This is a genomic window from Rhodococcus sp. T9N, from assembly GCF_024436645.1.
Taxonomy (GTDB): domain Bacteria; phylum Actinomycetota; class Actinomycetes; order Mycobacteriales; family Mycobacteriaceae; genus Rhodococcus_F; species Rhodococcus_F qingshengii.
In genome coordinates this window covers 18,692-44,464 of the sequence record NZ_JAMSKS010000020.1, presented here as the reverse complement: position 1 = coordinate 44,464, position 25,773 = coordinate 18,692, and the positions used below count along the sequence as shown (strand labels likewise).

Here is a 25,773-nt window from a genome sequence, read left to right as displayed (position 1 = left end):
GCCTTCGTGTGTGCCACTGCTGCACTACACCGTAGCCAGGGCAGGTCCAATCGATTGTCGCCCACCATGGAGACGACGTGATTTCGCGTCTGGCCCACTACGGGCGACGAGACCAGGGGAATCTCGTGGGCACAACTAATCCGGTTGGTCCAGGCCGTCGTGACTATGCGACCCACGGATACATCAGCGCAAAGGACTTGTACCTCAAACGCCTCAAGCGTATTGAGGGTCAGTCGCGAGGGCTGCAGCGAATGGTTGAAGAAGAAAGGTGCTGCATTGACATCCTTACCCAAATATCGGCGATGAAAAAAGCGCTGCATGCAGTAGCTATGGAATTGCTCGAAGACCATCTCAGTCATTGTGTCGTCGATGCCGCCGCAAGAGGGGGCGCCGAATCCGACGCCAAGATCAGGGAGGCCGCCGAGGCGATCAGACGGCTCGTGAATTCGTGAGGACCCTCCCATCTGATGTCCGAAACGATCTACTAGTCGGTGGGGCGGAATTTCGATGCCGTTTTATCGAAAGTCATTTACTTAGAATGTAGTTACGATCGAATCATGTTTTTTGAATGCGGGAGCGGGCGGCACATAGGGAAGCACTCCGCATGTTCCGTATTCCGGAGCGATTTCTGCTCGCCACAACCGGGATCCGAGGTCCTCGACGGGAATCGAGTTCATGATGAGCGCGTGCGGTGGCAGTCCCCACCGGGTGGGGATCGCCGAAGCATCATGGTGGCGCACCCGGGCTTATCGTGGGCCTGGGGTATCTGACGGTGATGGGCTCGTCGTGGTGGTGCTCGGTGTCGAGGATCCGTCACTTATGTACAGGGTGATGGTGGAGCCCGGAAGTGCCGCTCCCGACCGAGCTGTCGCGGTTGCTGTCCCTCTCGCGCTCGGACTTGACGTGAGGGAGACCGTCACTTTGAACCCGGCGTTCTGCAACAGAGATGTTGCGGCGGACTCGGTCATCCCGACCACGTCGGGTACCTGATCCCCGGCCGAACCGCGAACATATTTCTGGTCCAGCGGGGGTAGCGTGATGGGTCCGAAGTTGCTCGCGATCGGTCCCATCGCGTTGTACCACGTTCGGGCAGGTTCATTGCCGCCGTACAAATCGTCATTGGTGAACTCGTTTCGCTTGTGCACTGGCACCGACACTGAATTACTATCATGCATAGTAATTCATGTTCTCGTTCTTTCACCCCGCCGAACCCGGTACATGCCTCTGAAGAGTGCCGAAGCGGCGAGAGAAAGCACGATCGCAGACAACGCGAGTTCCGGAATCGAACCCACACGTGTTGCCAACGTGAGATCGGAGCGAACGGCGATCTCGTCGGTCAATGCTTGTGCTGTGAAGATCTCGCTCTGTTGACGCACCACACCCGCTGGCGTGATGATTGCGCTGACACCGCTGGTTGCTGCGATCAGCACACTGCGGCCGTGTTCGACCGCCCGCACCCGCGACATGGCCAGCTGCTGAAAGGTCATCTCGGTCCGGCCGAAGGTCGCGTTGTTGGTGGGAACCGCGATGACGGTGGCTCCTGCCTTGACGGACTCGGTCACCAGATCGTCGAAGGCCACCTCGTAACACGTGGCAACAGCTACCTGAATTCCGTTGAGGTCGACGACGCCGTTCCCGTTCCCGGCAACGAAATTGCCCGCAGAATCGGCATATGACGACACCGCACTAACGATCGATCGGAGCGGCAGGTACTCCCCGAAGGGCACAAGCTGCCGCTTGATGTGTTGCTGCCCAGGGCCGTCCGTCGGATCCCAGACCATGGCACTGTTGATCGATGTTCCTGGCTCGCCCTGCAGGACCGTACCGACCAGGATCGGGGCGCCGATAGAACGGGCTGCTCGGTCCAGTCGATCCGCCGCATCCCGATTCGTCAAAGGATCTATATCCGAAGCGTTTTCGGGCCAGATGACAAGTCGTGGCCGGGCTGCTCGGCCCGCTGTGACCTCAGCTGCGAGTTGTTCGGTGCGGGCAACATGATTGTCGAGCACAGCTCGGCGTTGGGCGTTGAAATCGAGGCCGAGTCGCGGCACGTTGCCCTGAACGACGGTCGCAGTGACGACCTCGTCAGGGGCGGCACCGGGAGAACCGGTCACCAATGCACTCACAAAGATGAGGACGATGCAAGCGCCACCTTTCGCCAATGCTTGCCATCGAACATTCAAGGGCCCAGCCAGTGACCAGGCGATGAGTGTTCCGATCAGTGCAGTCACGAAGGAAAGACCTGGCGCCCCCGCGATCGAAGCCAACGGCAGCAGCGGGCCGTCTGCCTGCCCGAAGGCCAAACGCCCCCACGGGAAACCGCCGAACGGAACTCGGCTACGAAGTGCTTCTGCGGTGACCCATGCACCCGCAATCCACACCGGGGAAAGCGGAGCGTGGCCGACGGCCACCGCCAGTACGCCGAACACTCCGAACGCGAGCGCTTCAATCGCCGCCAACGCCAACCAAGGCGTTGCACCCACGTACGCTCCGACCCATGGCAGCAAGGGAACGAAGAATCCCAGTCCCGCGGCATAGCCGAATCCGAAACCCGCACGGAGACTGCGCCCCTGGAGAACGACGGTCAGCAGGGCGATGGCTACAGGGGCGAGAAACCACAGCGTGCGCGGCGGAAAGCTGAGAAACAGCAGCCACCCAGCGCCCACCGAAAGAGCGAGACGCAAAGCGATCCCACCGTGGTGCCGTTTGGGGCGACCACTCTTCAGGCATGCATCTAATTCACTGTCGGCAGTGATCGCACGGTCGACCGAAAGGACCCTCACAGGCCCGCTCTCGTAGAAGGAGAACTGCGCTGGTCAGTCAACAATTTCTCACAGAGATCGTCGAATTCGCCGCCCCAGCCGGCATGATCGGTCCGCGCGAGTCCACCGAGTTCGAGATCAGCCTGCTCCGGTCCCGTCCCCGGGCGTAGGCGGATCCACACTCGCCGCCTCCTGATCACGAGCGAGATCAGAAGTCCGAGCATCATCGTGATCGCAAAGACGAGAACCCACTGTTGCGCAGGGTCGTACGACACCTGCAGATTGGCGAATTCCTTGGCGCCGTCGAACCGAACCTGTGTTCCATCGGTGAGAGTCCGCGTCTCTCCAGGGCGGAGGTTCACACGATCTTGTTTGACCAGCCTTCCTTGGTTGATCATTTCCTTGTTCAACGAGAAGATCGATTGCGGGATGCCGGTGTCCAGACCCGTATCGCCCTTGTAGATGTCGATCGCGACCGCAGGGTCACGCGCATCGGGAAACGACGAAGTCAGAAGCGTCCCGCTGAAGGAAGCGGTCGGCGCGAAGAGTCCCTCGATGGCGATCTGATTCTTCCGGCGCTCGTCCGGATTCGGAAACGATCCACCTGGCGGATCGAACCGCAACGCCCCACTGCTCAGGAACGTGACCGCATCGTCCGGTTGAAACTGCATCGTCTCGGTACGGGACTGTCCGTCGGGAAAAGTGACGGTGAACTGCGGCGCGTACCCATGGCCGGTCAGATAAACACGGGCACCGTCGGTACGCAGCGGTTCGTTGACCCGAAGACGATAGTCTTTCCAGGTATTGGTCGCGATATCCTGCCCGCTCTGATACGAAATGTTGGAGGTGAACATTTCGGCCTGACCAGTATCGAGATAATCTGCGGAAAAGTCGTTGACCTTGATGCAAAAGGGCGCGAGACCCGTGCCGTCAGTAGCACTTCCCGCGCGGAACGAGTCGTACACGGCAGGTGACGTATTACAGAAACCGGGGCCGCCGTCGGCAATGACGATCACCGAACCCTCGTACCCCACCAACTTGCCGATCGCGACGGTGACGAGCAACCCGATCAGCGAGAAGTGGAACACCAGATTCCCGGCCTCACGCAGATACCCCTTTTCCGCGGAAACCGATACCTCGGAATCCTTTTCGGACCTGACGGCTACCCGCCAGCCCTTGAGCGACTGCCGCACTCTGGTGAGGGCCTCGTCATGCGAGATGTCAACTACGCCGTGGAAATGGTGCGGCAACCTGGACAGATTCCGAGGTGCTCGTACAGGTTGGCTCCGAAGCGCGCCGAGATGCGCCTGCAGGCGTGGAACAAGACAGCCGATGAGAGAGAGAAACAGCAGGACGTAGATCGCAGTGAACCAGAAGCTGGAAAAGACGTCGAACAACTCCAGCTTGTCGAATAGCGGGCCGAGGGTTGGCTGCGCCGCGATGTACTGGGAAACTTTCTGTACGTTGAGATTTCGCTGAGGCAACATAGCACCGGGAAGTGCTGCGAGTGCCAAGAGGAACAGGAGCACGAGCGCGGTGCTCATCGACGTCAACCGGCGCCAATTGTGGCGCAGTAGTCGAACGCTTTCTCGGATAATCAGTCTCGGTAGGCGGCGGATGCGACCTCCCGCGGTGGCGTTATCTGTCATATCGGCAGCACGACCGAACTGACGAATTCGTTGCGTAACCAGCCGACGAACATGCCCCACACACCGGTGACCAGTGCCAGACCGACAGCGACGAGCATTATTCCGCCGACGATCTGAATCGTTCGTGAATGGCGTTTGAGCCATCCGACGCCTCGGAGCGCTTTCACCGACCCGAACGCCAGCACGATAAACGGTAATCCAAGTCCTAGACAGTAGGCGACGATCAGCAGCACCCCGCGCGCTGCCGTCGTGCCTTCAGTTCCGGCCGCCACCGAAAGAACCCCTGCGAGAGTGGGGCCGAGACATGGTGTCCAACCCAACGCGAACACGCCCCCCAACAAAGGTGCGCCGGCAAGGGAGGAGATACGTCGCGGCGCGAATCGTGCGTCTTTCTGCAGGGCAGGAATAAGGCCGATGAATGTCAACCCCATCACGATGGTGATCACACCACCCACACGTTGGAGCAGCGCTTCGTTGATGCGCAGGGTGCTGATCACGCCGAATACCGATGCGGTGGCGAGAACGAACACCACGGTGAATCCGGCAACGAACATCGTTGCCGCGCCTGTCACCCGCCATCTGCCTGCAGGTTCCGAGGTCTCGTCGCCACGGGTCACCGCTGGAGAATCAGCTCCGGAAATGCCGGCTAGATACGACAGATATCCGGGAACGAGCGGCACCACGCACGGCGATGCGAACGACACCAGACCGGCCAGAATGCACGCTGCTACGGCGAGCAGTAACGGGCCGCTCGAGGCGGCGGTCTGGAAGCTGGAGCCGACACCTTGGGCGAGTTCGTTCACCGCTCGGCCGCCACGCGCTCGATGACCGGTTGCAGATCCTCGGTGAGAAGTGCGCGAAGAAACACAGCGGCGACGCGCTGTCTGCGATCCAACACCAAGGTGGAGGGAATCACGCTTGTCGGATAGTTTCCGCCGAGCGCTGTCAAAGTTCTCATCGACGGGTCGTAGATCGAGGGGTAGCTGACGTTGTTGTCGACGACGAAGTCCTGGGCCTTGTCTCGTTGAGGATCTCGAACGTTGATCCCGAGAAACTGAACACCGAGACTTTCGGTTGCTTCGTACGCGCGCTCGAGATCGTCGGCCTCGGACCGGCACGGGGCGCACCATTGCCCCCACAGATTGATCACGACGACCTGACCGGCGTAATCAGTGAGTGAAATATCGCTACCGTCGGCCATGAGGTCAGGTCCGGCCAATACACCGATCATGTTTCGCGATTCGGGCGGGTCGTACAAAATATCGGTTTGTCCTCCCGGTGACACGAAATCGAAATTCGCACCCGAAGCGACTGCATCGGTGCCGGTTGCACATCCACTCGCGGCGACGACGATCGCAGTGAGAATAGCGACCAGTGGGAGGATGCGGGTCGGTGTTCCGAGTACGCGTTGTCTCGATTTGCGAGGGAGTGCGGGGGCATTCATTTCATCAACTCACTTACAGCGGAGCGTATTTGGTCAGTGTTTTCGAAAACCATGGGGGTTGTAATCTGTTCGACGGACCCGTCTTGTTGGACGAGAAAGCTCAGCGGCAGAACTGGCGGCGCCGATAGCGCAATTCCGATGTCGTCGACCGCAGCGAACGAGGGATAGTGCACGCCTGCAGCGGTGAGAAGCGCTAGTGCTGTGGACATGTCGTCCTGGACGTTGATCCCGACTACTCGGATGGAGCCCGGAGTACCTGCATAGTCATTCAGGACCGGGATTTCCGATCGGCACGGCCCGCACCACGAGGCCCAGAGGTTGATCAGGGTCGGCTCCCCGGACAGCGCTGCACCGAGGTCGACCACAGTATTCTCGCCAAGACACGTCGCTTTGATTCCCAGGAGTTCTCCTCCAGCGGGCGGTACTGCCGGGGCCACAGGACAGGGAACCGCTGCTGCCGCGGACTTCGAGGAAAACCCCGAGTCGACGCGATCTTCATCTGCCTGGGCGGCCGGAGGCACTTGAGGCCGGGTCGAGGAATGGGTCTCGGTTGACGTTGATCGAGGCCAGATCGCCACGACGAGAAGACCGATCACAACCAGGAAGAGCAGGAACCACCGAGACTGTGCCTGCATGCACTTCCTCCAAGCGTGGTGCGGTGAACCGGGACAACACTGAACTACTATTGTGCATAGTAGACATATGGTTCGTTCTGTCGCCCCCGCCAACCAGAGGCGGGATCCGAACCCGAGAATCGAGCATCGTGAAACGCCAGTCCGCTCCGAAGGGCCGTATCAATCCACCAGTCAGCCCAGAAATTGCGGCACTGGGTGCCCATCAAGCACCGCAGACGCGCGTGGCGCGGATCAACCGTGTAGCACGGTCAAAGCTCGTGCGTCTGGTGATGTACTACACCGCGGTTCGACTCGCCCTGATCGCCGGCCTCGCAGTGATCATCATGGGAATCAACGCCATACTCGAACTCGAAATCCCCGGTGTGTTAGCACTGTTCGGGGCGGTGCTGCTCGGATTCGCCATCTCTGCGATCGCGTTCCGGTCATTGCGCCGCCGGATCAATGAAGAAGTGATGGTCGTAGATGAAAAACGGCGTGCAATGCGCACCCGGTGAAGGGTTCCCTCCGGTTAGGTGCGCGTGAAAGCTCCAGTAACGAAAATGCCCAGCATCGGTGCCACAACCTGTCTTTTTTGGACGTATGACCGCTCAAAGCTGCCTTCCTGGGTGATGCCGAGGGCGCGCGATCATGCATTGATTGGCATTGGGATGAAGATGTCAGGTGACGGGATCAGGTGCGGAGTCGGCGGTATCCGTGGTGGTCTCGAGTTTCGGAATCGGTACAAGCTGCGGGATCAGGCGGACGAGACTCGAGCAGGCGCAGTACGGAGGACCGTTGAGTCAGCTCGCCCTTGTGAGGAACCCCGGGGCTGCTGCTGGAGACGACCCTGTTGGGACCACCGGTGGGTGGCCGATACTTTCACTCATCGCCCTCTACATCAGCTGTGGGCGCAGCCATACCGAACGCACCCCTCAGTGCAGCAACGGTAGGAGCGCCACCGACCTCGCCCGTGGAATCTCGATAGAGCCTGCATGACACGTTGGGGACCTGGTCCGGTTCGGCAAACGGATCGCGGCCGTCGACGAGCAACGTCGGCGATCCGGTCATGCCCGCAAGCCTTGCGGATCGAGGATCGTCGACGATTACGTGGCGCAGTTCCCAATCGATGGACTCCTCCGCGAGAACGTGCTCGATCCGTTGTTCGAGGAGCTGCACGTTCGGGCAGTCCGGGACTTGCAAAATTTCAAGGTGCATCATGGTGTTCCTCCGTCGGCGTGTGGTTTCGAGTATGCGGCAGTGCAGGACAGCTCGCGGTAAACGAAACCCAGGACTGGTAGGTCTGCATTTTCTCGGCAAGATCGTCAGGTATCGGCATCGGTGTCATAAGACCGGCACGAGTTCGTTCGGTGTTGCCCTCCGGATAGCGGCCCAGTGCGGATCCCGGGGCGGCGACGACGATGATGCGAAGAACCTGCCCGACGGCTTCGCGGCAGTCACGCTGATGTAAGGCCAGGGGAGCATGGCGAGGTGGTTTGTGTGGCCATGGACAGGGCTGGGAGAGGACATGTGTGCGTTCGAGGTGATGCCAACGCTGGGTGTCATCGCTGGTGCGGCCGGCTGCGGTCCTCTTTGCGGGCCCAAACGCGACGGCGCTGTGTCGGTCGTGCAAGCGATGCGCTTCGTGTAGACACTGCGCAATTGTGCGAGCATTCGGTTCATCGGATGCAGAGCCGGCGGCAGGTGCTGCAGGTCTTCGCCCATCAGAGCAACATCGGCGGTCTCGATGGCCACGTCGGAACCCATCGCGCCCATGGCAATGCCCAAGTCGGCGGTGGCCAGGGCGGGGGCGTCGTTGACACCGTCCCCGACCATTGCCGTCGGGCGGTTCGCACGCAAGGTTTCCACGATCCGTGCCTTGTCCTCCGGGCGCAGGTCGGCGTGCACGTCGTCGATCCCGACGTCGGCGGCCAGCGCCTGGGCGGTGCGTTCGTTGTCGCCGGTGAGCATCGCGACGGTGTACCCGCCGCGTCGTAGCCCGGCGATCACCTCATGTGCTTCCGGTCGGAGCTCGTCTCGTACGGCGACTGCCCCGATGACGGTTCCGGCGCGCTCGATCCACGCCACGAGTTCCCGAGACCTCTCACCGATGGCGTGGCCGCCGCACCCGGACTGAGTCGTCTCGACGGATGCGCCGACGTGTGCGTCGGCTACCCAGAAAGCGGTACCTCGCCTGGGCACTCGACGACCCGGACGGCCCACCCCCTCGGGTGGGCGCCCGAGAGGAGCGAACGGCCTACCCGAGCGTATACCCCCAGGGGTACTTGCATACCCCCCTGGGTATATGCAACAGTGGGTAGACGCTCGTCAGAAAGGACTGTCTATGTGTTACCCCGTCCCGTGCCCGATATGCGACAAGATCGCGTGGGCAGGTTGCGATCGACATGTCGACGACGTCACGAAGGATGTTTCACGGCCTCGGCAGTGCACCTGCTCTGCTGAGACCGTTGGTCCTATCGATCGGCGCCAGCGCCTCGCGATCGCTGTTTCGCCGCCAATCCCGGTCGCGAGTGCAAGGGCCTAACCTTCCAATTGGGTCAGGTTTACCGAGGTCTAGCTCGCTCATTTGAATACCCCAGCCCGTATTTTAGGAGAAGTTATGTCTGTGCCCGACACCGTGACGGCCACCGGTCGTGACGATCGTGATCGCGTATCTACACCCGGCATACTCGGACGCCTGGGAAGCGCGATGGTCGCACGCCGCCGATGGGTGTTCGGTGTCTGGCTGATCGCGCTTGTCGCGCTCGGATCTGCAGCGCCGTCGGTTTTTTCGTCACTGGCGGGTGCTGGGTGGCAAGCCAACGGATCCGAATCGGTCCAGGTCCGTGAACTCGCGCAACAGCATTTCGGCGGGAACTCCTCGGCCGCGGTTCAGGTGGTGGTCCATTCGGACACCGCGTCGATCGACGATCCCACCGTGCAGCAGAGACTCATCGACGTCACAGCTGTGTTCGACGGTGACACCCGGTTCGGTGCCGTCATCGCCCCACAGCCTGGTATGACCATCAGCCCCGACGGCCACACCGGCATCCTCATCGCCGGCGCCAACGCAAACGCGGACGACATGGTCAAAGCCGTCGACGATGTCAAAGACGAGCTGACCGCACTCTCCGGCGACGGTATCGAGGTCTATCCCACCGGATCCTCCGCGTTGTGGTCCGACTTCAACAAAGCCAACCACGATGCGATGATTCAGGCTGAACTATTCTCTTGGCCAGTCACTTTGGCGATCATGGTGCTCGCATTCGGCTCCCTCGTCGCTGCCGGGCTGCCGCTGTTGCTCACAGTGGCCGGACTCGTCGCCTCCGCCGGCGGTTTGGTGCTGCTCAACGAGGTCACACCGATCTCGGTATGGGCGATGAATTTCGCGATGATGTTCGCCCTCGCTCTCGGCATCGACTACGCCTTGTTCATCGTCGCCCGCTTCCGCGACGCCCTCCGTACGGCCGATCCACGAGCAGCCGTTGCCGAAACCATGGACACCGCAGGCAAAGCGGTGATCCTGTCCGGACTTACCGTCCTGGTCAGCCTCTCGGCAGTGCTGCTCGTTCCCGCACCGGCCGTGCGCACCATGGCCGTAGGCATCATGCTGGCCGTCACGTTCGTTCTGATCGCCACCATGACACTTCTTCCGGCCACGCTGGGCGCACTCGGCCCCAAGGTCAACGCAGCATCCCTGCCTTACGCGAAACGCCAACAGCACCGATCCCCGAAGTTCGCTGCGTGGGGCGAATTGCTTCACAAGTACCCATGGCCGTTCGCGCTGGTCTCCGTCGGCATCCTCGTCGCCCTGGCCTTACCTGTCCTGGGACTGAAGGTGGCAATGCCGTCCATCGCTGTCGTTCCCGACGATGCGCCCGTTCGGCAAGGTTACGAGTTGGTTCAGGCCCAGTTCGGTGACGGGGCACCCGGCGCGCTGCAGATAGTTGTCCCGTCTTCCGATGCGGCTGCTACCGCCGCGGCAGCGAGCAGCGTCGACGGGATCTCGATGGTCACCCCGCCCACACCATCAACAGACGATTCGAACTACACACTGCTGCAAGCGTTTCCTGCCGTGGACCCTTCCGCAGAGGCCATGGGCACGATCCTCGGTGACCTACGCGCACAACTACCGGAGTCCGCGCTCGTCGGCGGCGCGCCAGCGGAGAACCTCGACCTGCAGCAAGCCCTGAACGACTACCTACCGTTGGTTATCGGGATCATCCTCGCCCTCGGCTTCATCCTGCTGCTCGTCGCTCTGCAGGCACCACTGATCGCGATCCTCGGCACCGCCGTCAGTTTGCTGTCGACCGCCGCAGCGTTCGGGGTTGCGAAGCTGATCTTCCAAGACGGACACGGATCGTCGCTGCTCGGCTTCACCCCTCAAGGTTTCCTCGACGGCTGGGGGCCGGTGTTCTTCTTCGCGATGATCTTTGCCATCGCCATGGACTACACCGTGTTCCTGCTCGCCACCGCGAAAGAACACTACGAGAAGACCGGGGACCCGAAGGCTGCTCAGGTTGACGGCCTCGCGCACTCCGGACGCGTCATCTTCGCCGCTGCGGCGGTCATGGTCGCCGTGTTCTTCACCTTCGCGCTCTCCGATCCGCTCCCACCCAAGGAAATGGGCATCATCCTCGGCGTCGCGGTGTTGCTCGACGCCTTCCTGATCAGGCTGATCCTGCTCCCGGTCCTGCTCCGGCTGAGCGGTCACGCTGCATGGTGGGCACCGGGCTGGCTGCGCAGAATGTTGCCGTCGATCCGCTTCTCGCACTGACCATTACAACACCTCACGGAGGAATCATGACCGATCCGAACATCACGCATTCGAGCACGTCTGCCGGGTGGCCGATCGAACGTATCGTCCCCGCACTGGCCGCCGGCGTCACCGCCACGGGCCTGACCCTCGGCGAACTCCACGCACCACGGTGGAGGCTGCTCAGCGCCTTCGCCGCCGCGAACCTCGCCCTCTACGCCGCGGTCGGCTGGTGCCCGGCAAGTGCGCTTCTCACCAGAGCGGGCGTACCAAGTCTTCGCCACCCCCGAAGCGGATAGGCACACAATTGCCGCAGTTCGACGAACGGAAGGAATTCTCCACCATGACCATCGCACTCTCGACCACCTTGACCGACACCGACTTCGAGACGGCGGTCACCGCCACCAAAGCAGCACTGTCCGAGCAAGGCTTCGGTGTGCTGACCGAAATTGACATGCAGGCCACCCTGAAAGCCAAACTTGGCACAGACATGGAGAAGTATCTGATCCTAGGCGCGTGCAATCCCACGCTTGCACACCGCGCCGTAGGAATCGTGCGTGAGATCGGCCTGCTACTGCCCTGCAACGTCGTCGTCCGTGCCGACACCACCGCCGGATCGGTCATCGTCGAGGCGATGAACCCGGACCTCATGGTCCAAGTGACGGGCGAACCAGCACTGTCAGATGTCGCGGCCGAGGCCACCACCAAACTCCAAGCCGCCCTGGACACGCTCGGCAGTCGGGATGCAGTGCGCAGTTGATGACGTTGACCCTGGCGCTGGCGCTCGGCCTCACCGTCGGAATCCTGCTCGGTCTCCTCGGAGGCGGTGGATCGATCCTCGCTGTCCCGATCCTCGTGTACGCCCTCGGGTTCCCCCTGCCGGAGGCGATACCGACTTCGCTGTTGGTGATCGGTGTCGCCTCCGCGGTCGGGGTCATCTCCAAGGTGCGGGCGCGGCTCATCGAATGGCGACTCGCGGCAATCTTCGCCGCCACCGGAGTCCTCGGCACCCTGGCCGGCACTGCCCTTGGCAAGCATCTACCTGAAACTGCCGTGATGATCGGCTTTGCGATCGTCATGATCCTCGCGGGGGCACGCATGCTGCGCAGCCCCGACAATCCCGGAACCGCCTGCAGGACGAGCAATTCCGGGATCAACTGGCGCCGATGCGCACCTCGGTCCATACCGACCGGATTCGGCGTCGGTGTCCTTACCGGACTGTTCGGCGTCGGCGGGGGCTTCTTGATCATCCCCGCATTGGTTCTGCTGCTGGGAATCGAGATGAGTGTCGCCGTCGGAACCTCTTTGGTGGTCATCGTCGCCAACTCCGCCGCCGGACTCATCGCTCAGGCCGACGGCCTCGGTGGAAACTGGCCCTTGACGGCAGCGTTCGCAGGTTCAGCCATTGCGGGTTCGTTGGTGGCCGGACGATTCGGTACACGCATCGCCACGGACTCACTTCGGCAGTGGTTCGCCTACCTGGTGTTTGTCGTGGCAGGTTACGTCCTCATCGACACTCTCGTTCTCGGATGATCTACCGTGCACCCCGTTGGATGCCCCCGGGGGTAATCTGGCAATTTCTGGCATCATCATGCATCTGAAGGAGACCCCATGATCGGCGACGAAGACAGCATCGCATTGGTCCTCAACCGCCTCCGCCGCGCACACGGCCAACTCTCGGGAGTGATCGGCATGATCGAGAACGGACGCGATTGCAAAGACGTTGTCACCCAGCTCGCCGCTGTTTCCAGGGCCCTCGACAAAGCGGGCTTCAAGATCGTCGCTACCGGTCTCCGAGAGTGTATGACAGGCGAAGCGGCAGACAACAAAGAACCCATGACCGAAGCAGAACTGGAAAAGCTCTTCCTGGCGCTGGCCTGAACGCCCGCTTCACATCAGGAACGAGGCCGACCGACAACATGTAGGAGCTCCCCATGAGCACGACCGACCCGGACATCGCCATCATTGAAACTTCCAGCCTCGGCGACCGCAGCTATCTGATCAGCCACGACGGTATCGCCGTGGTGATCGATCCACAACGCGACATCGACCGCGTCCGGGCGCTGGCAGCAGAAAAGAACGCTGTCATCACCCACGTGCTGGAAACTCACATCCACAACGACTACGTCACTGGCGGCCTGGAACTTGCGCGCGCCACGGGTGCCGAATACGTCGTCCCGGACGGCGATCCGGTCGAATACGAGCGCCGAGCAGTCGTCGACGGCGATGTCGTCGACGCGGGATCGACGACGTTCGAGGTCATGCACACCCCAGGGCATACTCATCACCACGTCAGTTACGTTCTGCACCGGCGCGGCGAGCCGATCGCAATCTTCACCGGCGGCTCCATGCTCTACGGGTCCACCGGGCGTACTGACCTGCTCGGCTCCGAGCACACTGATGAACTGACCCACGCGCAGTACCATTCGGTCCGCCGCATCGCGGCCGAACTGGCCGCTGAGGTGGAGGTCTACCCCACACATGGGTTCGGTAGCTTCTGTGCCGCAACTCCGACCAGCGGGGACTCATCCACCATCGGTGAACAGCAGCAGTCCAACCCCGCACTGACTCAGGACGAACACACCTATGTCGACGAGCTGATCGCGGGCCTGTCTGCATATCCCGCGTACTACGCCCATATGGGCGTCATCAACACCAAAGGGCCGGCCCCGATCGACCTGTCCATGCCCGAGCCCGTCGATCCAGACGAACTACGTCGCCGCATCGACGCCGGGCAATGGGTCGTTGACCTACGAGCACGCACCGCTTTCGCCGCCGGCCACGTCGATGGCTCTCTCGGGTTCGAACTGTCGACCAGCTTCGTCACCTATCTCGGATGGCTTTATCAGTGGGGCGTGCCGTTGACGCTGATCGGTGAAACAACCGACCAGATCGCCGAGGCGACCCGCGAGCTGGCTCGGATCGGCATCGACAGTCCCTCCGGATCCGCCGTCGGTGAGATTCACTCGCTCGTCGGCGACGGAAAGGTCCGCTCCTACGATGTATCCGACTTCGCCGGACTCGCGGCGGCCACCGGCGAACGTGAGATAAGCGTCCTCGATGCGCGTCAACAGTCCGAGTACGCGGACAGCCACCTTCCTGGTGCCGTGAACATCCCCCTCCACGAGCTACCACACCGACTCGAGGAAGTTTCCGCGGCCGAAGTGTGGGTGCACTGCGCATCCGGTTACCGCGCATCGATCGCCGCTTCACTTCTCGACCGCGAACACCGCACAGTGGTCCTCATCGACGATGACTACGAGCATGCCGTGCAGCTCGGTCTCCACACATCGCCCGCCTGACGAATGCGCCGCCGCTGCGCAAGCCGCACGATGCGAGTGGTTCACGGGGCTGATCTCCCCGATTTCAGCAAACGGCCATCGGATAATTCCGACAGAGGGCAGGAAGCCCAACCCCTGCCCGTGCCGACGTCCGAGAAGGCGGCCACCGCTGGTCCAACGATCATTCGGGCGCCGTCCGAGTTTGTCGTTCTGCCAATTCGCACTGGATCTTCCGCTCGCCTTTGCTTCGGTGGCCGGACCGTTGTGACGCGCCATGCACGGCTCCGGCCGGGATGCGGTGCGCGGAGTCGCAGACATCCGAGTGCCCCGGCGACCGCGAGGAGCCGGGACGGATCAAGGTGCCACCGTGCCAGCAGTGTCGGTCATGCCGCGGCGGCGATCAGGCGGCCGATCACACCGGATTCGAGCAGGATGATGACGCCCAGCCCGATGAAGACTGTGGGCACGAGCCAGTGCTCGACGCGCTCGAGGGTGTCGATGACCTTCTTGTGGGTGCCGAGCATTCTGCCGGCGGCGCACCAGAGTCCGACACAGATCAGGAACACGGCGATGGTAACGATGGTCTGGGGCGCACCGAGAGTGCGGAAGACCGGGGTGTAGACGGCGATGTTGTCGGCGCCGTTGGCGATGGTGATGGCGGCGACGCTGATCGTCCCGGCCGCGAGGACTACGGGTTCACCGTCTCCGTCGCTGCGTAAGCCCTGGATCAGTCCCCAGATTCCTAGCGACAGGGGAAGTAACCCGAGTAGTCCAACCCAGTCCTCGGGCACGATCACCAACCCGAGGGCGGCGACCACACTGATCGCGACGAGGGTGATCAGGCCGAGGTACTGGCCGGCAACGATCTGCCATGCCCGCGGCCGTCCTTGACTGGCGGAGGCGACGAACAGGACGGTCAGTACGACGATGTCGTCGATGTTGGTGCCGGCGAACATCGCTACCGCCGCGGCGATGGTGCCGATCATCCTCGCATCCGGCGGCTGCCGCGGCGCGGCCTGATCTCGGGTATTGCTGTCATTTCGAACTCTCCTGTGCGGGCGGGGGATCGGCCGGGTCGTGGGTGGACTCAAAGATCAGTGATGCGACGAGCAGCACGACGCCGCAGGTGATGTAGGTGTCGGCGAGGTTGAAGGTGGGCCACCAGCCGGTGTGGAAATAGTCGGTGACCTTTCCGTCGACGGCACGATCGATCACGTTGGCGGCAGCTCCGGCGAGGATCGCCGACCAACCCACCGTCCCCACCAGTGAAGCGGTGGGGACGGTGCGCCAGGCGTAAATTCCGACGCCGAGAGTGATGGCGGCGGTGACCGCGAGGATGATCCAGGCCGGAAGCTGTTGGCCGATGCTGAACGCGACACCGCTGTTGTACGCCAACTTCAGTTGCAGCAATCCCATATCGACGGTGCGTGCACCGGAAAGGGTACGGCGCGCAACGGGTTCGGCCGACAGTGCGATCGCGATGAGAGCGAGACCGACGACCACGAGAATCACCCGCCGCGTGCTACCTGTGCGGATTGATCGAGCCGCTAATTCGCTCACGTGCGGGCCTCGACCTTCCCCGCCGGTGCGGGTACCGATCCGGTGGGGAAGGCTTGCGCGCGGCCGGCCCGGACACCGTTGGCGATGACCACGATCTCAGCGACCTCGTGCACCAGGACCACGGCGGCCAGGCCGAGAACCCCGAACAAGGCCAACGGCATCAGAACGGTGATGATCGCCAGCGACAGTCCGACGTTCTGCAACATGATGGTCCGGGAGCGGCGCGCGTGCGCCAACGCCTGCGGCAGGTGCCGCAGGTCCTCACCCATCAGAGCAACATCGGCGGTCTCGATGGCCACGTCGGAACCCATCGCGCCCATGGCAATGCCCAAGTCGGCGGTGGCCAGGGCGGGGGCGTCGTTGACACCGTCCCCGACCATTGCCGTCGGGCGGCTCGCACGCAAGGTTTCCACGATCCGTGCCTTGTCCTCCGGGCGCAGGTCGGCGTGCACGTCGTCGATCCCGACGTCGGCGGCCAGCGCCTGGGCGGTGCGTTCGTTGTCGCCGGTGAGCATCGCGACGGTGTACCCGCCGCGTCGTAGCCCGGCAACCACCTCACGTGCTTCCGGTCGGAGCTCGTCACGGACGGCGACCGCCCCGATGACCGTTCCGGCGCGCTCGATCAGCACCGCAGTGGCGCCGGCATGCTGCATCCGCTCGATATCCCCTGCCAGCGGACCCGGGTCGATCCAGCCCGGTCGACCGAGGCGCACAGGTATGCCGTCGATGGCCCCGGTCAGGCCCGCCCCTGTGACCGCGTCCACGTCGTCGGCGGGTGCGTAGTCGTCGACGGCGGCGAGAATCGCGCGAGCGAGAGGGTGCTCGCTGCGCGCCTCCAACGCTGCGGCCACCGCGAGAACGTCCTCGCGGCTGGCGCCGTCCGCCGTGGCCACATCGATCACGGCAGGCTGGTTGCGGGTGAGGGTGCCGGTCTTGTCCAACGCAACGGTGCGGATCCGGCCGAGGGCCTCGAGTGCACCGCCGCCCTTGACCAGGACACCGAGCTTGGACGCCGCACCGATCGCGGCGACAACGGTGACAGGGATCGCGATGGCCAGCGCACACGGGGAGGCGGCGACCAGCACCACCAGGGCGCGTTCGATCCACACCAGCGGATCGCCGAGCACACTGCCGACCGCGGCGATAACTGCGGCGACGATCATCACACCTGGAACCAGCGGTTTGGCGATCTTGTCGGCGAGGCGTTGCGCCTCGCCCTTGCGGGACTGCTCGGCCTCGACGATCCGCACGATTTTGGCCAGCGAATTGTCCTGCGCATCTGCGGTGACCTCGACTTCGAGGACGCCGGTGCCGTTGATCGATCCTGCGAACACCTCGTTGCCGGGACCGGCTTCGACGGGCACCGATTCACCGGTAATCGCGGAGGTGTCCAGAGCGGTGCGTCCGGTGCGGATGACCCCGTCGGTGGCGATCCGTTCCCCAGGCTTGACGACCATGAGCTCGCCGAGCTGGAGTTCGGAGGGCGGAACGGTTTCCTCGCGGCCGCCGCGGAGAACTGTCGCGGTGGCCGGCACCAGAGACAGCAAGGCCCGCAGGCCCCGGCGAGTGCGGGTGACCGCATACTCTTCGAGTCCCTCGCTGATCGCGAACAAGAACGCGAGCATGGCCGCTTCGCCCACCTCACCGAGCAGTACCGCGCCGACAGCCGCGATCGTCATCAGGGTGCCGACCCCGATCTTGCCCTTGACCAGGCGTGCGAGAGTGGACGGGACGAACGTGTAACCGGAAATGAGCAGGGCGCCCACCTCGAGACCGAGCCCGAGAGCATCCGGCCCACCGGCCAGGCCCACTATCAGCGCCGCGATCAGCAGCACGCCCGCAGCTGCAGCCGCCCGGATCTCGGTAACCTGCCACCACTTTTCGGGCCCGTGTTCTTCCTCGCCTTCGACGCGGGGTTCGTCGTGACCGCAACCGCATGCGTCACTCACGGCTATCTCCGATGGCGGTGCCGTAATTCGGGCACAAGGCAACCGCGTTCCCCGTCGCGGCAAGCAGCGTCTCCGCCGAGGCGAGTAGGTCCATCAATTCCGGCCGGGCCAGCGAGTAGAACACCTGCCGACCTTCCGGTCTGCCGTCGACCAAACCGCAATCACGTAGGCATGCAACATGTGCGGACACCGTCGACTGGGCGAGGCCGAGTTCACCGATCAAATCCGCAACCCGCGCCTCTCCTTCGGCGAGACGGCGCACGATCGACAACCGGGTGCCGTCCGAGAGACTGTGGAACAGTGCCACTGCCGCATCCAGGCTCGACCCGCTGCCGGTTGCGGCGAGGCATCCAGGCTCGTTATTCATCGTCATACGACGATGATAGCAATATTGGACGATTCCAGGAAGGGTGGACGCACTGGACTTGAAGTAGATGCGGTACGTCAGCCGAACGGTGGCCGGCCGACGTACCTCACCAGGAATGGCGAAGTGACATCTGTAGTTTGCGAGTTGCTCGCCACGGCATCACATGGGGGGACAGCAAGGACCCATCGCTCGACACAGCCAGTCGCACAACATCTCCAGTGGATTCATTTCATTCACCTCCTTCTGAGTGTTCATCGCCAGCGCGGCGACGAACGGTCCGAGTCACCTGCGGTTCCCGAACGTCATCCATAATGGACATTCCAGTGCGATGGAAGGTCAAGGATCTCGTGAAAATTGGTGAACTGGCCGCTCGAAGTGGCGTTGCCCCGAAAACGCTGCGTTTCTACGAGGACAGTGGGGTGATTCCCGTCCCGGTCCGAAAGTCCAACGGCTACCGGGACTACGGTCCGGAATCTCTTGCGCGTTTGCGGTTCGTCCGCAGCGCCCAGTCTGCAGGTTTCACCTTGCGAGAGATCCGCGAGATCCTCACCACCCATGACCGCGGGGCGGCTCCTTGTGAACAGGTCGTGGAGATGCTCTCGGAGCATCTTTCCCAGGTTCGTGGCAAGATCCGCGAACTTGCCACGCTCGAAACAAACCTTGTTGCTTTGCTGAGTCGAGCGGAAGGTGAGATTCCGTCGGAAGCCGACGATGTCGGTGTGTGCTGGATCCTGGAATCCGAGTCTCAGGAAGGTGTTGCCGAATCGTGAAATTGATTGCGGCCATGCATCCCTTCCTATTTCAGCAGGTTCGGCGCTCTGCAACGTGATGAGGTGCGCGAAGCGGTTGTAGTGGTGTTGTCGGTGTATTGATCAGTCAGGTACGGAAGTAGCGGCAGTGGGTGAATCCCGTTCGAATGCATTCCTCAGGGCAGTCACAGTGGGAGCGCCACCGACCGCGCCCACGGCGTCGCGGTAGAGCCTGCAGGACACGCTTGGCACCTGATCCGGTTCGGCAAAGGGGTCGTGGCCGTCAACGAGCAACGTCGGAGATCCCGCCATGCCCGCAAGTTCCGCTGATCGAGGATCTTCGATGATCACGTGGCGCAGTTCCCATTCGATCGGCACGCCTGAAAGAGCGTGCTCGATTCGTTGTTCGAGGAGCGGCACGTTAGGGCAGTCCGGGACCTGCAGAATTTCGAGATGCATCATGGTCGTCCTTTGTCGGTGTGCAGTGTCTGGAGCATGGGGCAGTGCCGGTCCGCTCGCGGTCGCGCGCAGGTGGACGCGAACTCGGTCAGCGAGGCCCGCATGCGTTGCAGATCTCGGATCTTTTCGCCGAACTCGGTGATCTTCGTCTGCGCCAGTCGCCGAGCGGTGTCGCAATCGTCCGGTCCGCCGCCGGCGAGATGGAGAAGTTCGTTGATTTCGTCGAGGCTGAAGCCGTGTTCTTGGGCGCGTTTGACGAACCGGACAATTTCGACAGTTTCGTCCGGATATGAGCGGTATCCCGAGGTGGATCGCGGCGGGTGCTGCAGGAGTCCGCGCCGTTCGTAGTACCGCAACGTCTGTACGTTCACCCCGGCGAGGGTGGCCAGTTCACTGCTACGCATGTCGCCATTGTGAACCCGGTACCCGGCTACGGAGTCAAGTCGTCTCTCGTCGGCGGAAATTCATCTGAGGTTGGTTGCGCGTTATTTCGATATCTGTCAATATCGAAGCATGTCGAATCAAGATGGGGCGGAGGCCGGCGCTTGCTGCTCGCCGCTCGTCCGTGAACCGTTGACCGAGGATTGGGCCGGCGACCTGGCGCGGATGTTCAAAGCCCTCGGCGATCCCGTCCGCTTGCGCCTGCTGAGCTTGGTGGCAAGTCACGAGGGTGGTGAAGCCTGCGTCTGCGACATCTCGGATACGTTCGACCTGTCTCAGCCGACTATCTCGCATCACCTCAAGGTGCTGCGACAGGCCGGGCTGCTCGACTGTGAACGCCGCGGGACCTGGGTGTACTACTGGGTTATTCCGGCTGCGCTGCAACAGCTTTCCGCCGTGCTCCTGGTCGAAGGTACGAGCGTGAGTGTCGCGGACGCGTGCGCAGAGGTCACCGCATGAGCAACACCGCTGCCACCACCGAACACCCCGAAGTCGTCGGAAAACTCTCCACCCTCGACCGCTATCTTGCGGTCTGGATCGGCGTGGCCATGGTCGTCGGCCTGTTGGTTGGACGCTGGATCCCCGGTGTGAACACTGCCCTGGAGAAGGTGCAGATCGACGGCATCTCCCTGCCGATCGCCCTCGGCCTGCTGATCATGATGTACCCGGTGTTGGCGAAGGTCCGCTACGACCGCCTCGACACAGTCACCGGGGACAAGAAACTCCTCGCCGGCTCCCTGTTCCTGAACTGGGTTCTCGGCCCGGCGCTGATGTTCGCCCTCGCCTGGCTGTTTCTGCCCGACCTGCCGGAATACCGAACCGGTTTGATCATCGTCGGTATCGCTCGCTGCATCGCGATGGTGATCATCTGGAACGACCTGGCGTGCGGAGACCGCGAAGCCGCCGCGGTGCTGGTCGCCATCAACTCGGTGTTCCAGGTGATCATGTTCGCCGTGCTCGGTTGGTTCTACCTCTCGGTCCTGCCCGGGTGGCTCGGCCTCGAACAGACCACCATCGACACCTCGCCCTGGCAGATTGCGAAATCGGTCCTGATCTTTCTCGGTATCCCGCTGCTGGCAGGTTTTCTGTCCCGCTTCTTCGGTGAACGCGCCAAAGGCCGCGACTGGTATGACACCAAGTTCATCCCCAAGATCAGCCCCTGGGCGCTCTACGGTCTGCTGTTCACCATCGTCGTGCTCTTCTCGATGCAGGGCGAACAGATCACCTCCCAGCCCTGGGATGTCGTCCGGATCGCGTTGCCGCTGCTGGCGTACTTCGCGCTCATGTGGGGCGGAGGCTACATCCTCGGCGCCGCAATCGGATTGGGCTATGAACGCACGACGACCCTGGCGTTCACCGCAGCGGGCAACAACTTCGAACTCGCGATCGCCGTAGCCATCGCCACCTACGGCGCCACCTCGGGGCAAGCTCTTGCCGGTGTTGTCGGCCCGCTGATCGAGGTACCGGTGCTCGTCGGGCTGGTCTATGTCTCCCTTGCTCTACGCAAACGCTTTGCCGTCAAAGAGGTTTCACCCGCACCCACCGCTACGTAAGTCACCTACAACTCTTCGGGAGTCATGATGAACGAGCACCGCGCCCAGCCCGATCTCCTCTCACCGCAGGCCGTTCTCTCGCGCACCGCGCACGACTTGGCGGCGAAGTACGTCGGAGTGTTCTCCGCGCAAACCGTCGAACGCTATGTCTTCGAGTCCTACACGGCGCTGCGCCGGACCGCGAAGATCCACACTCATCTCACCTCGCTCGCGGCGCGGTTCGCCGCCGACCGCCTCACCGCTTTGGCCCAGTCCAGCGGAGCACTCGCCAAGGACGTGCCCGAAGTTCTGTTCGTGTGTGTGCACAACGCGGGGCGGTCGCAGATGGCGGCGGCACTACTCGATTACCACGCCCGTGGCCGCGTTCATGTGCGCTCAGCCGGATCCGCGCCGGTCCACGAGATCAACCCCGCCGTCACCGCGGCGATGGCCGAGATCGGGATCGATCTGGCCGACGGGTTCCCGAAACCGCTCACCGATGATGTGGTCGCCGCGGCGGACTGTGTCGTCTCGATGGGCTGCGGTGATGCGTGCGTCGTCTACCCGGGGAAGAGGTACCTCGACTGGGCTCTCGACGATCCGGACGGGCAACCCCTCGAGGTGGTGCGGGCAATCCGCGACGACCTCGATGCACGGGTGATCGCGCTGCTCACCGAACTGACCACACCCGTCGCCGTCTGACCGACCTCTTACTTCCGTCTTCGAAGGGAACCTTCATCCTCATGACCAGCAAGCCCAGCGTCCTGTTCGTCTGTGTCCACAACGCCGGCCGATCGCAGATGGCCGCCGGATTCCTCAGCCACCTCGCCGGCGACGCCATCGAGGTCCGCTCCGCCGGATCCGCCCCCGCGAACACCATCAACTCCGCCGCAGTCGAAGCGATGGCCGAACTCGGAATCGACATCTCCGCCCAGACCCCGAAGATCCTCACCACCGACGCCGTGCAGGACTCCGATGTCGTGATCACGATGGGCTGCGGCGACACCTGCCCGATTTTCCCCGGCAAGAGCTACCGCGACTGGGTCCTCGACGATCCGGCCGGCAAAGGCATCGATGCGGTTCGCCCGATCCGCGACGAGATCAAGACTCGCGTACAAGCCCTGATCAGCGAACTCACCGCCCCGTCGGTATCGCGCTGACCGCCCACGCTTCCCGTATTCGATCCCGTGAAAGAGACACTATGACCATCCCGTCCGCGGTCCATGACGTCATCATTGTCGGTTCCGGACCGGCCGGCTACACCGCTGGTGTCTACACCGCGCGTGCTGAGCTCGCGCCCCTCCTCTTCGAGGGAACCCAGTTCGGTGGCGCCCTCATGACCACCACCGAAGTCGAAAACTTCCCCGGATTCCGCGAAGGAATCATGGGCCCCGATCTGATGGAACAGATGCGCGAGCAGGCACTGCGCTTCGACACCGACATCCGCACCGAGGACGTCGAGGAGATCGATCTGAGCAAGCCGATCAAGACCGTCGTCGCGAACGGCGAAACCTACGCCGCGCACGCGATCATCCTCGCCATGGGCGCGGCAGCCCGCTACCTGGGCATTCCCGGTGAAGAACGCCTCCTCGGCCGCGGCGTCAGCGCCTGCGCCACCTGCGACGGTTTCTTCTTCCGCGACCAGGACATCGTCGTGGTCGGCGGCGGTGACTCCGCCATGGAAGAAGCAACCTTCCTCACCCGCTTCGCCCGCAGCGTTACCCTCGTGCACCGCCGCGAAGAGTTCCGGGCCTCGCGCATCATGCTCGAGCGCGCCAAGGCGAACGAGAAGATCCGATTCCTCGTCAACACCGAACCCCTCGAAGTCCTGGGCGAGAACAGCGTCACCGGACTGAAGGTCCGTGACACCGTTACGGGCGAGACGTCCACCCTCGACATCACGGGCATGTTCGTCGCCATCGGCCACGATCCGCGCAGTGAACTCGTCAAGGGCCAGGTCGATCTCGACGACGCCGGCTACGTCCGCGTCGCCCCGGGCTCCACCGCCACCTCCGTCGACGGTGTTTTCGCGGCCGGCGACCTGGTCGATCACACGTACCGTCAGGCGATCACCGCTGCCGGCACCGGATGCTCCGCTGCGATCGACGCCGAACGCTGGCTTGCCGATCGTGGCGACATCACCGCCAACACCCTCGACGCAGCGGGCCATGCCGTCGATGTCGTCGGCGCCCCCTGACAATCGAACCCAGAGACAGGAATTTTCGATGAGTACACCGTCAGTGCTGTTCGTGTGCGTCAAGAACGGCGGAAAATCCCAGATGGCCGCCGGCCTCATGCGCAAAGCCGCCGGCGACCAGGTGGACGTGTACTCCGCCGGCACCAAACCCGGCGACGCGGTCAACGCCCTGTCCGCCGAAACCCTCCTCGAAGTCGGGGTGGACATCACCGGACAAACTCCGACGCTGATCGATCCGCAACTCGTGCGCGATGTCGACCTCGTCGTCACCCTGGGCAACGAAGCGAAGGTCGACTCCGTCGCCGGCACCGACTTCGAGAACTGGGACACCGACGAGCCGTCCGAACGCGGCATCGACGGAATCGAACGAATGCGCCTGGTCCGCGACGACATCGCCGCCCGCGTCGACGCACTCGCCGATCGTCTGACCACGCCCTGACACCTCGATCAGCGCAGCCGCACAATCGAAATCCTGGATGAGGAAAGGACACTCGTGAGTTCACAGATGCCGATCTCCACCGACGTGGTCGTGATCGGAGGTGGTCAAGCCGGAATGGCAGCCGGGTACTACCTGCGCCGCACCGGGCGCGACTTCGTGATCCTCGACGCCGAAACATCGCCCGGTGGATCGTGGCAGCACTACTGGGACTCACTGCACCTGTTCTCACCCGCCGGGTACTCCTCACTGCCCGGTTGGCCGATGCCGGCATGGAGCCCGGGTTTCCCGCCCGCCTCACATGTCGCGGAGTACCTCACCGCCTACGAGACCCGATACGACCTGCCGGTGCAGCGCCCGGTCCGAGTCACCTCGGTAACCCGGTCCGGCGGTGGGTATCTCGTCGAATCCGATCGCGGCAGCTGGTTCGCGCGGGCTGTCGTTAACACCACCGGTACGTGGCGCCAACCGTTCTGGCCGATCTACCCCGGTATCCGCGAGTTCACCGGCACCCAAATCCATACCACCAGCTACAAATCGCCGGCACCGTTCGCCGGTAGCAAGGTTGCTGTCGTCGGCGGCGGAAACTCTGCTGCGCAGATCGTCGCCGAAGTCTCCACCGTCGCCGAGACACTCTGGTTGACGACGCGGGAACCACGATTCCTGCCCGACGACGTCGACGGCCGGGTCCTTTTCGACGTCGCGCGTGAACATGCCCGTGAAATCGCAGCTGGCGAAACCGATTCCGGTGGCATCGCCGGACTCGGCGACATCGTGATGGTGCCGCCGGTCAAAGCCGCCCGCGACCGCGGCGTGATGGTGGCGCACCCGATGTTCGACCGACTCACCGCCACCGGACTGGTCTTCGGCGATCACGTCGAACCGGTGGACGTGATCATCTGGTGCACCGGATTCCGTCCGGTACTGCGGCATCTGCAGTCCCTCGGATTACGGGATGCCGAGACCGGGCGCATCGACATGGACGGAGCGCACGTCGCCGGCGAACCCGGATTGATTTTCCTCGGGTACGGCGACTGGACCGGACCCGCATCGGCCACCATCATCGGTGTCGGCCGCACTGCCCGCGACGCCATCGCAGCACTCGACGACGAAGTCTTTGCTCTCCCCGTCAACTGAGCTAGACCACACCCAACAACTAGAGGACATCGCCATGAGCACCATCGAAGTATTCGAACCCGCCCTGTGCTGCAACACCGGAGTCTGCGGCGACGACGTCGACCAGGCACTGATCACCTTCACCGCCGACCTCGACTGGGTCGCGGGCAACGGCGGCACCATCACGCGCCACAACCTCGCCAATGACCCCCTCGCTTTCGCCGGAAACGACACCGTCGCCGCATTTCTCAAGCTGTCCGGCTCGGAAGGGCTCCCGTTGGCGCTCGTCGACGGAGTCACCGCGCTGACCGGCAAATATCCCACCCGCAGCCAACTTGCGAAATGGGCCGGCCTCACCGAACCCGCCGCCGCAGAGGCGCCGGCCGGGATCATGATGCTCGGACTCTCCGACACCTCGGCATGCTGCGCCACCGACGACGCCGACTCCACCACCTGCTGCTGAA

The 25,773-nt window shown here is 63.0% G+C and carries 30 protein-coding genes and 2 pseudogenes; 17 read left to right on the top strand and 15 right to left on the bottom strand.

The window, feature by feature from the left end:
• The first annotated feature begins 125 nt into the window (after positions 1-125).
• Positions 126-452, top strand: coding sequence for a metal-sensitive transcriptional regulator (locus M1L53_RS26175; protein WP_051720984.1), 327 nt, complete (start codon positions 126-128; stop codon positions 450-452).
• Between the two features lie 294 nt (positions 453-746).
• On the opposite strand, the gene M1L53_RS26170 is transcribed toward M1L53_RS26175, so the two are convergent.
• The 6 genes from M1L53_RS26170 to M1L53_RS26145 form a co-directional block, all read right to left on the bottom strand.
• A complete protein-coding gene (locus M1L53_RS26170; protein ID WP_261949285.1) occupies positions 747-968 on the bottom strand; it encodes a PASTA domain-containing protein in 222 nt (73 codons plus the stop codon).
• A 213-nt stretch (positions 969-1,181) separates the two neighbouring features.
• Complete coding sequence (gene lnt, locus M1L53_RS26165; protein ID WP_231917504.1) at positions 1,182-2,690, bottom strand: apolipoprotein N-acyltransferase; 1,509 nt, start codon at positions 2,688-2,690, stop codon at positions 1,182-1,184.
• 89 nt (positions 2,691-2,779) lie between these two features.
• Positions 2,780-4,411, bottom strand: coding sequence for a cytochrome c biogenesis protein ResB (locus M1L53_RS26160; RefSeq protein WP_058228113.1), 1,632 nt, complete (start codon positions 4,409-4,411; stop codon positions 2,780-2,782).
• The gene (locus M1L53_RS26155) at positions 4,408-5,214 is read right to left on the bottom strand and encodes a cytochrome c biogenesis CcdA family protein (protein WP_261949283.1); all 807 of its coding nucleotides are present in this window, start codon (positions 5,212-5,214) and stop codon (positions 4,408-4,410) included. The genes M1L53_RS26160 and M1L53_RS26155 overlap by 4 nt, the downstream gene beginning before the upstream one ends.
• On the bottom strand, positions 5,211-5,855 hold the full coding sequence (locus M1L53_RS26150; protein ID WP_261949282.1) for a TlpA disulfide reductase family protein: 645 nt from the start codon (positions 5,853-5,855) through the stop codon (positions 5,211-5,213). Before M1L53_RS26150 ends, M1L53_RS26155 begins: the two co-directional genes overlap by 4 nt.
• On the bottom strand, positions 5,852-6,490 hold the full coding sequence (locus tag M1L53_RS26145) for a TlpA disulfide reductase family protein (protein ID WP_003944602.1): 639 nt from the start codon (positions 6,488-6,490) through the stop codon (positions 5,852-5,854). The genes M1L53_RS26150 and M1L53_RS26145 overlap by 4 nt, the downstream gene beginning before the upstream one ends.
• 128 nt (positions 6,491-6,618) lie before the next feature.
• Here M1L53_RS26145 and M1L53_RS26140 point away from each other — a divergent pair, with 128 nt between their 5' ends.
• Positions 6,619-6,984 carry a DUF4229 domain-containing protein gene (locus M1L53_RS26140; protein WP_019747393.1) on the top strand — a complete coding sequence of 122 codons (366 nt, stop codon included), beginning with the start codon at positions 6,619-6,621 and terminating at the stop codon, positions 6,982-6,984.
• Positions 6,985-7,348: 364 nt separating this feature from the next.
• On the opposite strand, the gene M1L53_RS26135 is transcribed toward M1L53_RS26140, so the two are convergent.
• The 3 genes and pseudogenes from M1L53_RS26135 to M1L53_RS26125 all read right to left on the bottom strand — a co-directional run.
• Positions 7,349-7,687, bottom strand: coding sequence for a hypothetical protein (locus M1L53_RS26135; RefSeq protein ID WP_003944633.1), 339 nt, complete (start codon positions 7,685-7,687; stop codon positions 7,349-7,351).
• A 91-nt stretch (positions 7,688-7,778) separates the two neighbouring features.
• Positions 7,779-8,099 (bottom strand): annotated as a pseudogene (locus M1L53_RS26130) (DUF3703 domain-containing protein); the annotation flags it as partial.
• 56 nt (positions 8,100-8,155) lie between these two features.
• Positions 8,156-8,542, bottom strand: a pseudogene (locus tag M1L53_RS26125) (HAD-IC family P-type ATPase); the annotation flags it as partial.
• A 544-nt stretch (positions 8,543-9,086) separates the two neighbouring features.
• Here M1L53_RS26125 and M1L53_RS26120 point away from each other — a divergent pair.
• The 6 genes from M1L53_RS26120 (at position 9,087) to M1L53_RS26095 (ending at position 14,524) form a co-directional block, all read left to right on the top strand.
• Positions 9,087-11,243 (top strand): MMPL family transporter, encoded by a 2,157-nt coding sequence (locus M1L53_RS26120; protein ID WP_019747395.1) that lies wholly within the window; start codon positions 9,087-9,089, stop codon positions 11,241-11,243.
• Positions 11,244-11,269: 26 nt separating this feature from the next.
• Positions 11,270-11,521: a YgaP-like transmembrane domain gene (locus tag M1L53_RS26115; protein WP_003944652.1), complete on the top strand. Its 252-nt coding sequence runs from the start codon at positions 11,270-11,272 to the stop codon at positions 11,519-11,521.
• Positions 11,522-11,565: 44 nt separating this feature from the next.
• A complete protein-coding gene (locus M1L53_RS26110) occupies positions 11,566-11,982 on the top strand; it encodes a DUF302 domain-containing protein (RefSeq protein WP_011133463.1) in 417 nt (138 codons plus the stop codon).
• Positions 11,982-12,755, top strand: coding sequence for a sulfite exporter TauE/SafE family protein (locus M1L53_RS26105; RefSeq protein WP_003944622.1), 774 nt, complete (start codon positions 11,982-11,984; stop codon positions 12,753-12,755). The genes M1L53_RS26110 and M1L53_RS26105 overlap by 1 nt, the downstream gene beginning before the upstream one ends.
• Positions 12,756-12,833: 78 nt before the next feature.
• A complete protein-coding gene (locus tag M1L53_RS26100) occupies positions 12,834-13,103 on the top strand; it encodes a metal-sensitive transcriptional regulator (protein ID WP_003944639.1) in 270 nt (89 codons plus the stop codon).
• Between the two features lie 53 nt (positions 13,104-13,156).
• Positions 13,157-14,524 carry a rhodanese-like domain-containing protein gene (locus M1L53_RS26095; protein ID WP_003944677.1) on the top strand — a complete coding sequence of 456 codons (1,368 nt, stop codon included), beginning with the start codon at positions 13,157-13,159 and terminating at the stop codon, positions 14,522-14,524.
• Between the two features lie 362 nt (positions 14,525-14,886).
• Here the strand turns inward: M1L53_RS26095 and M1L53_RS26090 are convergent, their stop codons facing one another.
• From M1L53_RS26090 to M1L53_RS26075, 4 genes are read right to left on the bottom strand one after another with little or no spacing between them, the layout of a single operon-like run.
• The gene (locus M1L53_RS26090; RefSeq protein ID WP_020971550.1) at positions 14,887-15,489 is read right to left on the bottom strand and encodes a cadmium resistance transporter; all 603 of its coding nucleotides are present in this window, start codon (positions 15,487-15,489) and stop codon (positions 14,887-14,889) included.
• 49 nt (positions 15,490-15,538) lie between these two features.
• A complete protein-coding gene (gene lspA, locus M1L53_RS26085; RefSeq protein WP_011133466.1) occupies positions 15,539-16,063 on the bottom strand; it encodes a signal peptidase II in 525 nt (174 codons plus the stop codon).
• Positions 16,060-18,012, bottom strand: coding sequence for a cation-translocating P-type ATPase (locus M1L53_RS26080; RefSeq protein ID WP_020971549.1), 1,953 nt, complete (start codon positions 18,010-18,012; stop codon positions 16,060-16,062). The genes lspA and M1L53_RS26080 overlap by 4 nt, the downstream gene beginning before the upstream one ends.
• A complete protein-coding gene (locus tag M1L53_RS26075; RefSeq protein WP_011133468.1) occupies positions 18,005-18,385 on the bottom strand; it encodes a helix-turn-helix transcriptional regulator in 381 nt (126 codons plus the stop codon). Before M1L53_RS26075 ends, M1L53_RS26080 begins: the two co-directional genes overlap by 8 nt.
• 305 nt (positions 18,386-18,690) lie before the next feature.
• On the opposite strand from M1L53_RS26075, the gene M1L53_RS26070 reads away from it, so the two are divergent.
• Positions 18,691-19,149: a heavy metal-responsive transcriptional regulator gene (locus M1L53_RS26070; protein WP_011133469.1), complete on the top strand. Its 459-nt coding sequence runs from the start codon at positions 18,691-18,693 to the stop codon at positions 19,147-19,149.
• 102 nt (positions 19,150-19,251) lie between these two features.
• Here the strand turns inward: M1L53_RS26070 and M1L53_RS26065 are convergent, their stop codons facing one another.
• On the bottom strand, positions 19,252-19,590 hold the full coding sequence (locus M1L53_RS26065) for a hypothetical protein (protein WP_020971548.1): 339 nt from the start codon (positions 19,588-19,590) through the stop codon (positions 19,252-19,254).
• On the bottom strand, positions 19,587-19,991 hold the full coding sequence (locus M1L53_RS26060) for a MerR family transcriptional regulator (RefSeq protein WP_011133470.1): 405 nt from the start codon (positions 19,989-19,991) through the stop codon (positions 19,587-19,589). Before M1L53_RS26060 ends, M1L53_RS26065 begins: the two co-directional genes overlap by 4 nt.
• 109 nt (positions 19,992-20,100) lie before the next feature.
• Between M1L53_RS26060 and M1L53_RS26055 the strand changes: the two genes are divergently transcribed.
• The 8 genes from M1L53_RS26055 to arsD all read left to right on the top strand — a co-directional run bounded on the left by M1L53_RS26055 (position 20,101) and on the right by arsD (position 25,772).
• Positions 20,101-20,487 carry a helix-turn-helix transcriptional regulator gene (locus tag M1L53_RS26055; RefSeq protein WP_020971547.1) on the top strand — a complete coding sequence of 129 codons (387 nt, stop codon included), beginning with the start codon at positions 20,101-20,103 and terminating at the stop codon, positions 20,485-20,487.
• Complete coding sequence (gene arsB, locus M1L53_RS26050; RefSeq protein WP_011133472.1) at positions 20,484-21,581, top strand: ACR3 family arsenite efflux transporter; 1,098 nt, start codon at positions 20,484-20,486, stop codon at positions 21,579-21,581. The genes M1L53_RS26055 and arsB overlap by 4 nt, the downstream gene beginning before the upstream one ends.
• A 24-nt stretch (positions 21,582-21,605) precedes the next feature.
• Complete coding sequence (locus M1L53_RS26045) at positions 21,606-22,262, top strand: arsenate reductase ArsC (RefSeq protein ID WP_371335444.1); 657 nt, start codon at positions 21,606-21,608, stop codon at positions 22,260-22,262.
• A 41-nt stretch (positions 22,263-22,303) separates the two neighbouring features.
• Entirely contained in the window at positions 22,304-22,720 is a 417-nt protein-coding gene (locus M1L53_RS26040; protein ID WP_058038023.1) for an arsenate reductase ArsC, read from the top strand.
• A 41-nt stretch (positions 22,721-22,761) separates the two neighbouring features.
• Positions 22,762-23,757, top strand: coding sequence for a thioredoxin-disulfide reductase (gene trxB / locus M1L53_RS26035; protein ID WP_058038022.1), 996 nt, complete (start codon positions 22,762-22,764; stop codon positions 23,755-23,757).
• 28 nt (positions 23,758-23,785) lie between these two features.
• Positions 23,786-24,196: a low molecular weight phosphatase family protein gene (locus M1L53_RS26030; RefSeq protein WP_054802002.1), complete on the top strand. Its 411-nt coding sequence runs from the start codon at positions 23,786-23,788 to the stop codon at positions 24,194-24,196.
• Positions 24,197-24,262: 66 nt separating this feature from the next.
• Positions 24,263-25,330 carry an ArsO family NAD(P)H-dependent flavin-containing monooxygenase gene (locus M1L53_RS26025; RefSeq protein WP_058038028.1) on the top strand — a complete coding sequence of 356 codons (1,068 nt, stop codon included), beginning with the start codon at positions 24,263-24,265 and terminating at the stop codon, positions 25,328-25,330.
• A 34-nt stretch (positions 25,331-25,364) separates the two neighbouring features.
• Positions 25,365-25,772 (top strand): arsenite efflux transporter metallochaperone ArsD, encoded by a 408-nt coding sequence (gene arsD / locus M1L53_RS26020; RefSeq protein ID WP_058038021.1) that lies wholly within the window; start codon positions 25,365-25,367, stop codon positions 25,770-25,772.
• Position 25,773: the final 1 nt, after the last annotated feature.

Coding starts and splice junctions, on each gene's coding strand:
- M1L53_RS26090 (WP_020971550.1), bottom strand. CDS start 15,489: ATGATCGGCACCATCGCCGCGGCGGTAGCGATGTTCGCCGGCACCAAC.
- M1L53_RS26040 (WP_058038023.1), top strand. CDS start 22,304: ATGACCAGCAAGCCCAGCGTCCTGTTCGTCTGTGTCCACAACGCCGGC.
- M1L53_RS26075 (WP_011133468.1), bottom strand. CDS start 18,385: ATGACGATGAATAACGAGCCTGGATGCCTCGCCGCAACCGGCAGCGGG.
- M1L53_RS26100 (WP_003944639.1), top strand. CDS start 12,834: ATGATCGGCGACGAAGACAGCATCGCATTGGTCCTCAACCGCCTCCGC.
- M1L53_RS26055 (WP_020971547.1), top strand. CDS start 20,101: ATGTCGAATCAAGATGGGGCGGAGGCCGGCGCTTGCTGCTCGCCGCTC.
- M1L53_RS26060 (WP_011133470.1), bottom strand. CDS start 19,991: ATGCGTAGCAGTGAACTGGCCACCCTCGCCGGGGTGAACGTACAGACG.
- M1L53_RS26025 (WP_058038028.1), top strand. CDS start 24,263: ATGCCGATCTCCACCGACGTGGTCGTGATCGGAGGTGGTCAAGCCGGA.
- M1L53_RS26110 (WP_011133463.1), top strand. CDS start 11,566: ATGACCATCGCACTCTCGACCACCTTGACCGACACCGACTTCGAGACG.
- M1L53_RS26070 (WP_011133469.1), top strand. CDS start 18,691: ATGGACATTCCAGTGCGATGGAAGGTCAAGGATCTCGTGAAAATTGGT.
- arsB (WP_011133472.1), top strand. CDS start 20,484: ATGAGCAACACCGCTGCCACCACCGAACACCCCGAAGTCGTCGGAAAA.
- M1L53_RS26160 (WP_058228113.1), bottom strand. CDS start 4,411: ATGACAGATAACGCCACCGCGGGAGGTCGCATCCGCCGCCTACCGAGA.
- M1L53_RS26170 (WP_261949285.1), bottom strand. CDS start 968: ATGACCGAGTCCGCCGCAACATCTCTGTTGCAGAACGCCGGGTTCAAA.
- M1L53_RS26115 (WP_003944652.1), top strand. CDS start 11,270: ATGACCGATCCGAACATCACGCATTCGAGCACGTCTGCCGGGTGGCCG.
- arsD (WP_058038021.1), top strand. CDS start 25,365: ATGAGCACCATCGAAGTATTCGAACCCGCCCTGTGCTGCAACACCGGA.
- M1L53_RS26065 (WP_020971548.1), bottom strand. CDS start 19,590: ATGATGCATCTCGAAATTCTGCAGGTCCCGGACTGCCCTAACGTGCCG.
- M1L53_RS26145 (WP_003944602.1), bottom strand. CDS start 6,490: ATGCAGGCACAGTCTCGGTGGTTCCTGCTCTTCCTGGTTGTGATCGGT.
- M1L53_RS26135 (WP_003944633.1), bottom strand. CDS start 7,687: ATGATGCACCTTGAAATTTTGCAAGTCCCGGACTGCCCGAACGTGCAG.
- M1L53_RS26120 (WP_019747395.1), top strand. CDS start 9,087: ATGTCTGTGCCCGACACCGTGACGGCCACCGGTCGTGACGATCGTGAT.
- M1L53_RS26095 (WP_003944677.1), top strand. CDS start 13,157: ATGAGCACGACCGACCCGGACATCGCCATCATTGAAACTTCCAGCCTC.
- M1L53_RS26150 (WP_261949282.1), bottom strand. CDS start 5,855: ATGAATGCCCCCGCACTCCCTCGCAAATCGAGACAACGCGTACTCGGA.
- trxB (WP_058038022.1), top strand. CDS start 22,762: ATGACCATCCCGTCCGCGGTCCATGACGTCATCATTGTCGGTTCCGGA.
- M1L53_RS26045 (WP_371335444.1), top strand. CDS start 21,606: ATGATGAACGAGCACCGCGCCCAGCCCGATCTCCTCTCACCGCAGGCC.
- M1L53_RS26105 (WP_003944622.1), top strand. CDS start 11,982: ATGACGTTGACCCTGGCGCTGGCGCTCGGCCTCACCGTCGGAATCCTG.
- M1L53_RS26030 (WP_054802002.1), top strand. CDS start 23,786: ATGAGTACACCGTCAGTGCTGTTCGTGTGCGTCAAGAACGGCGGAAAA.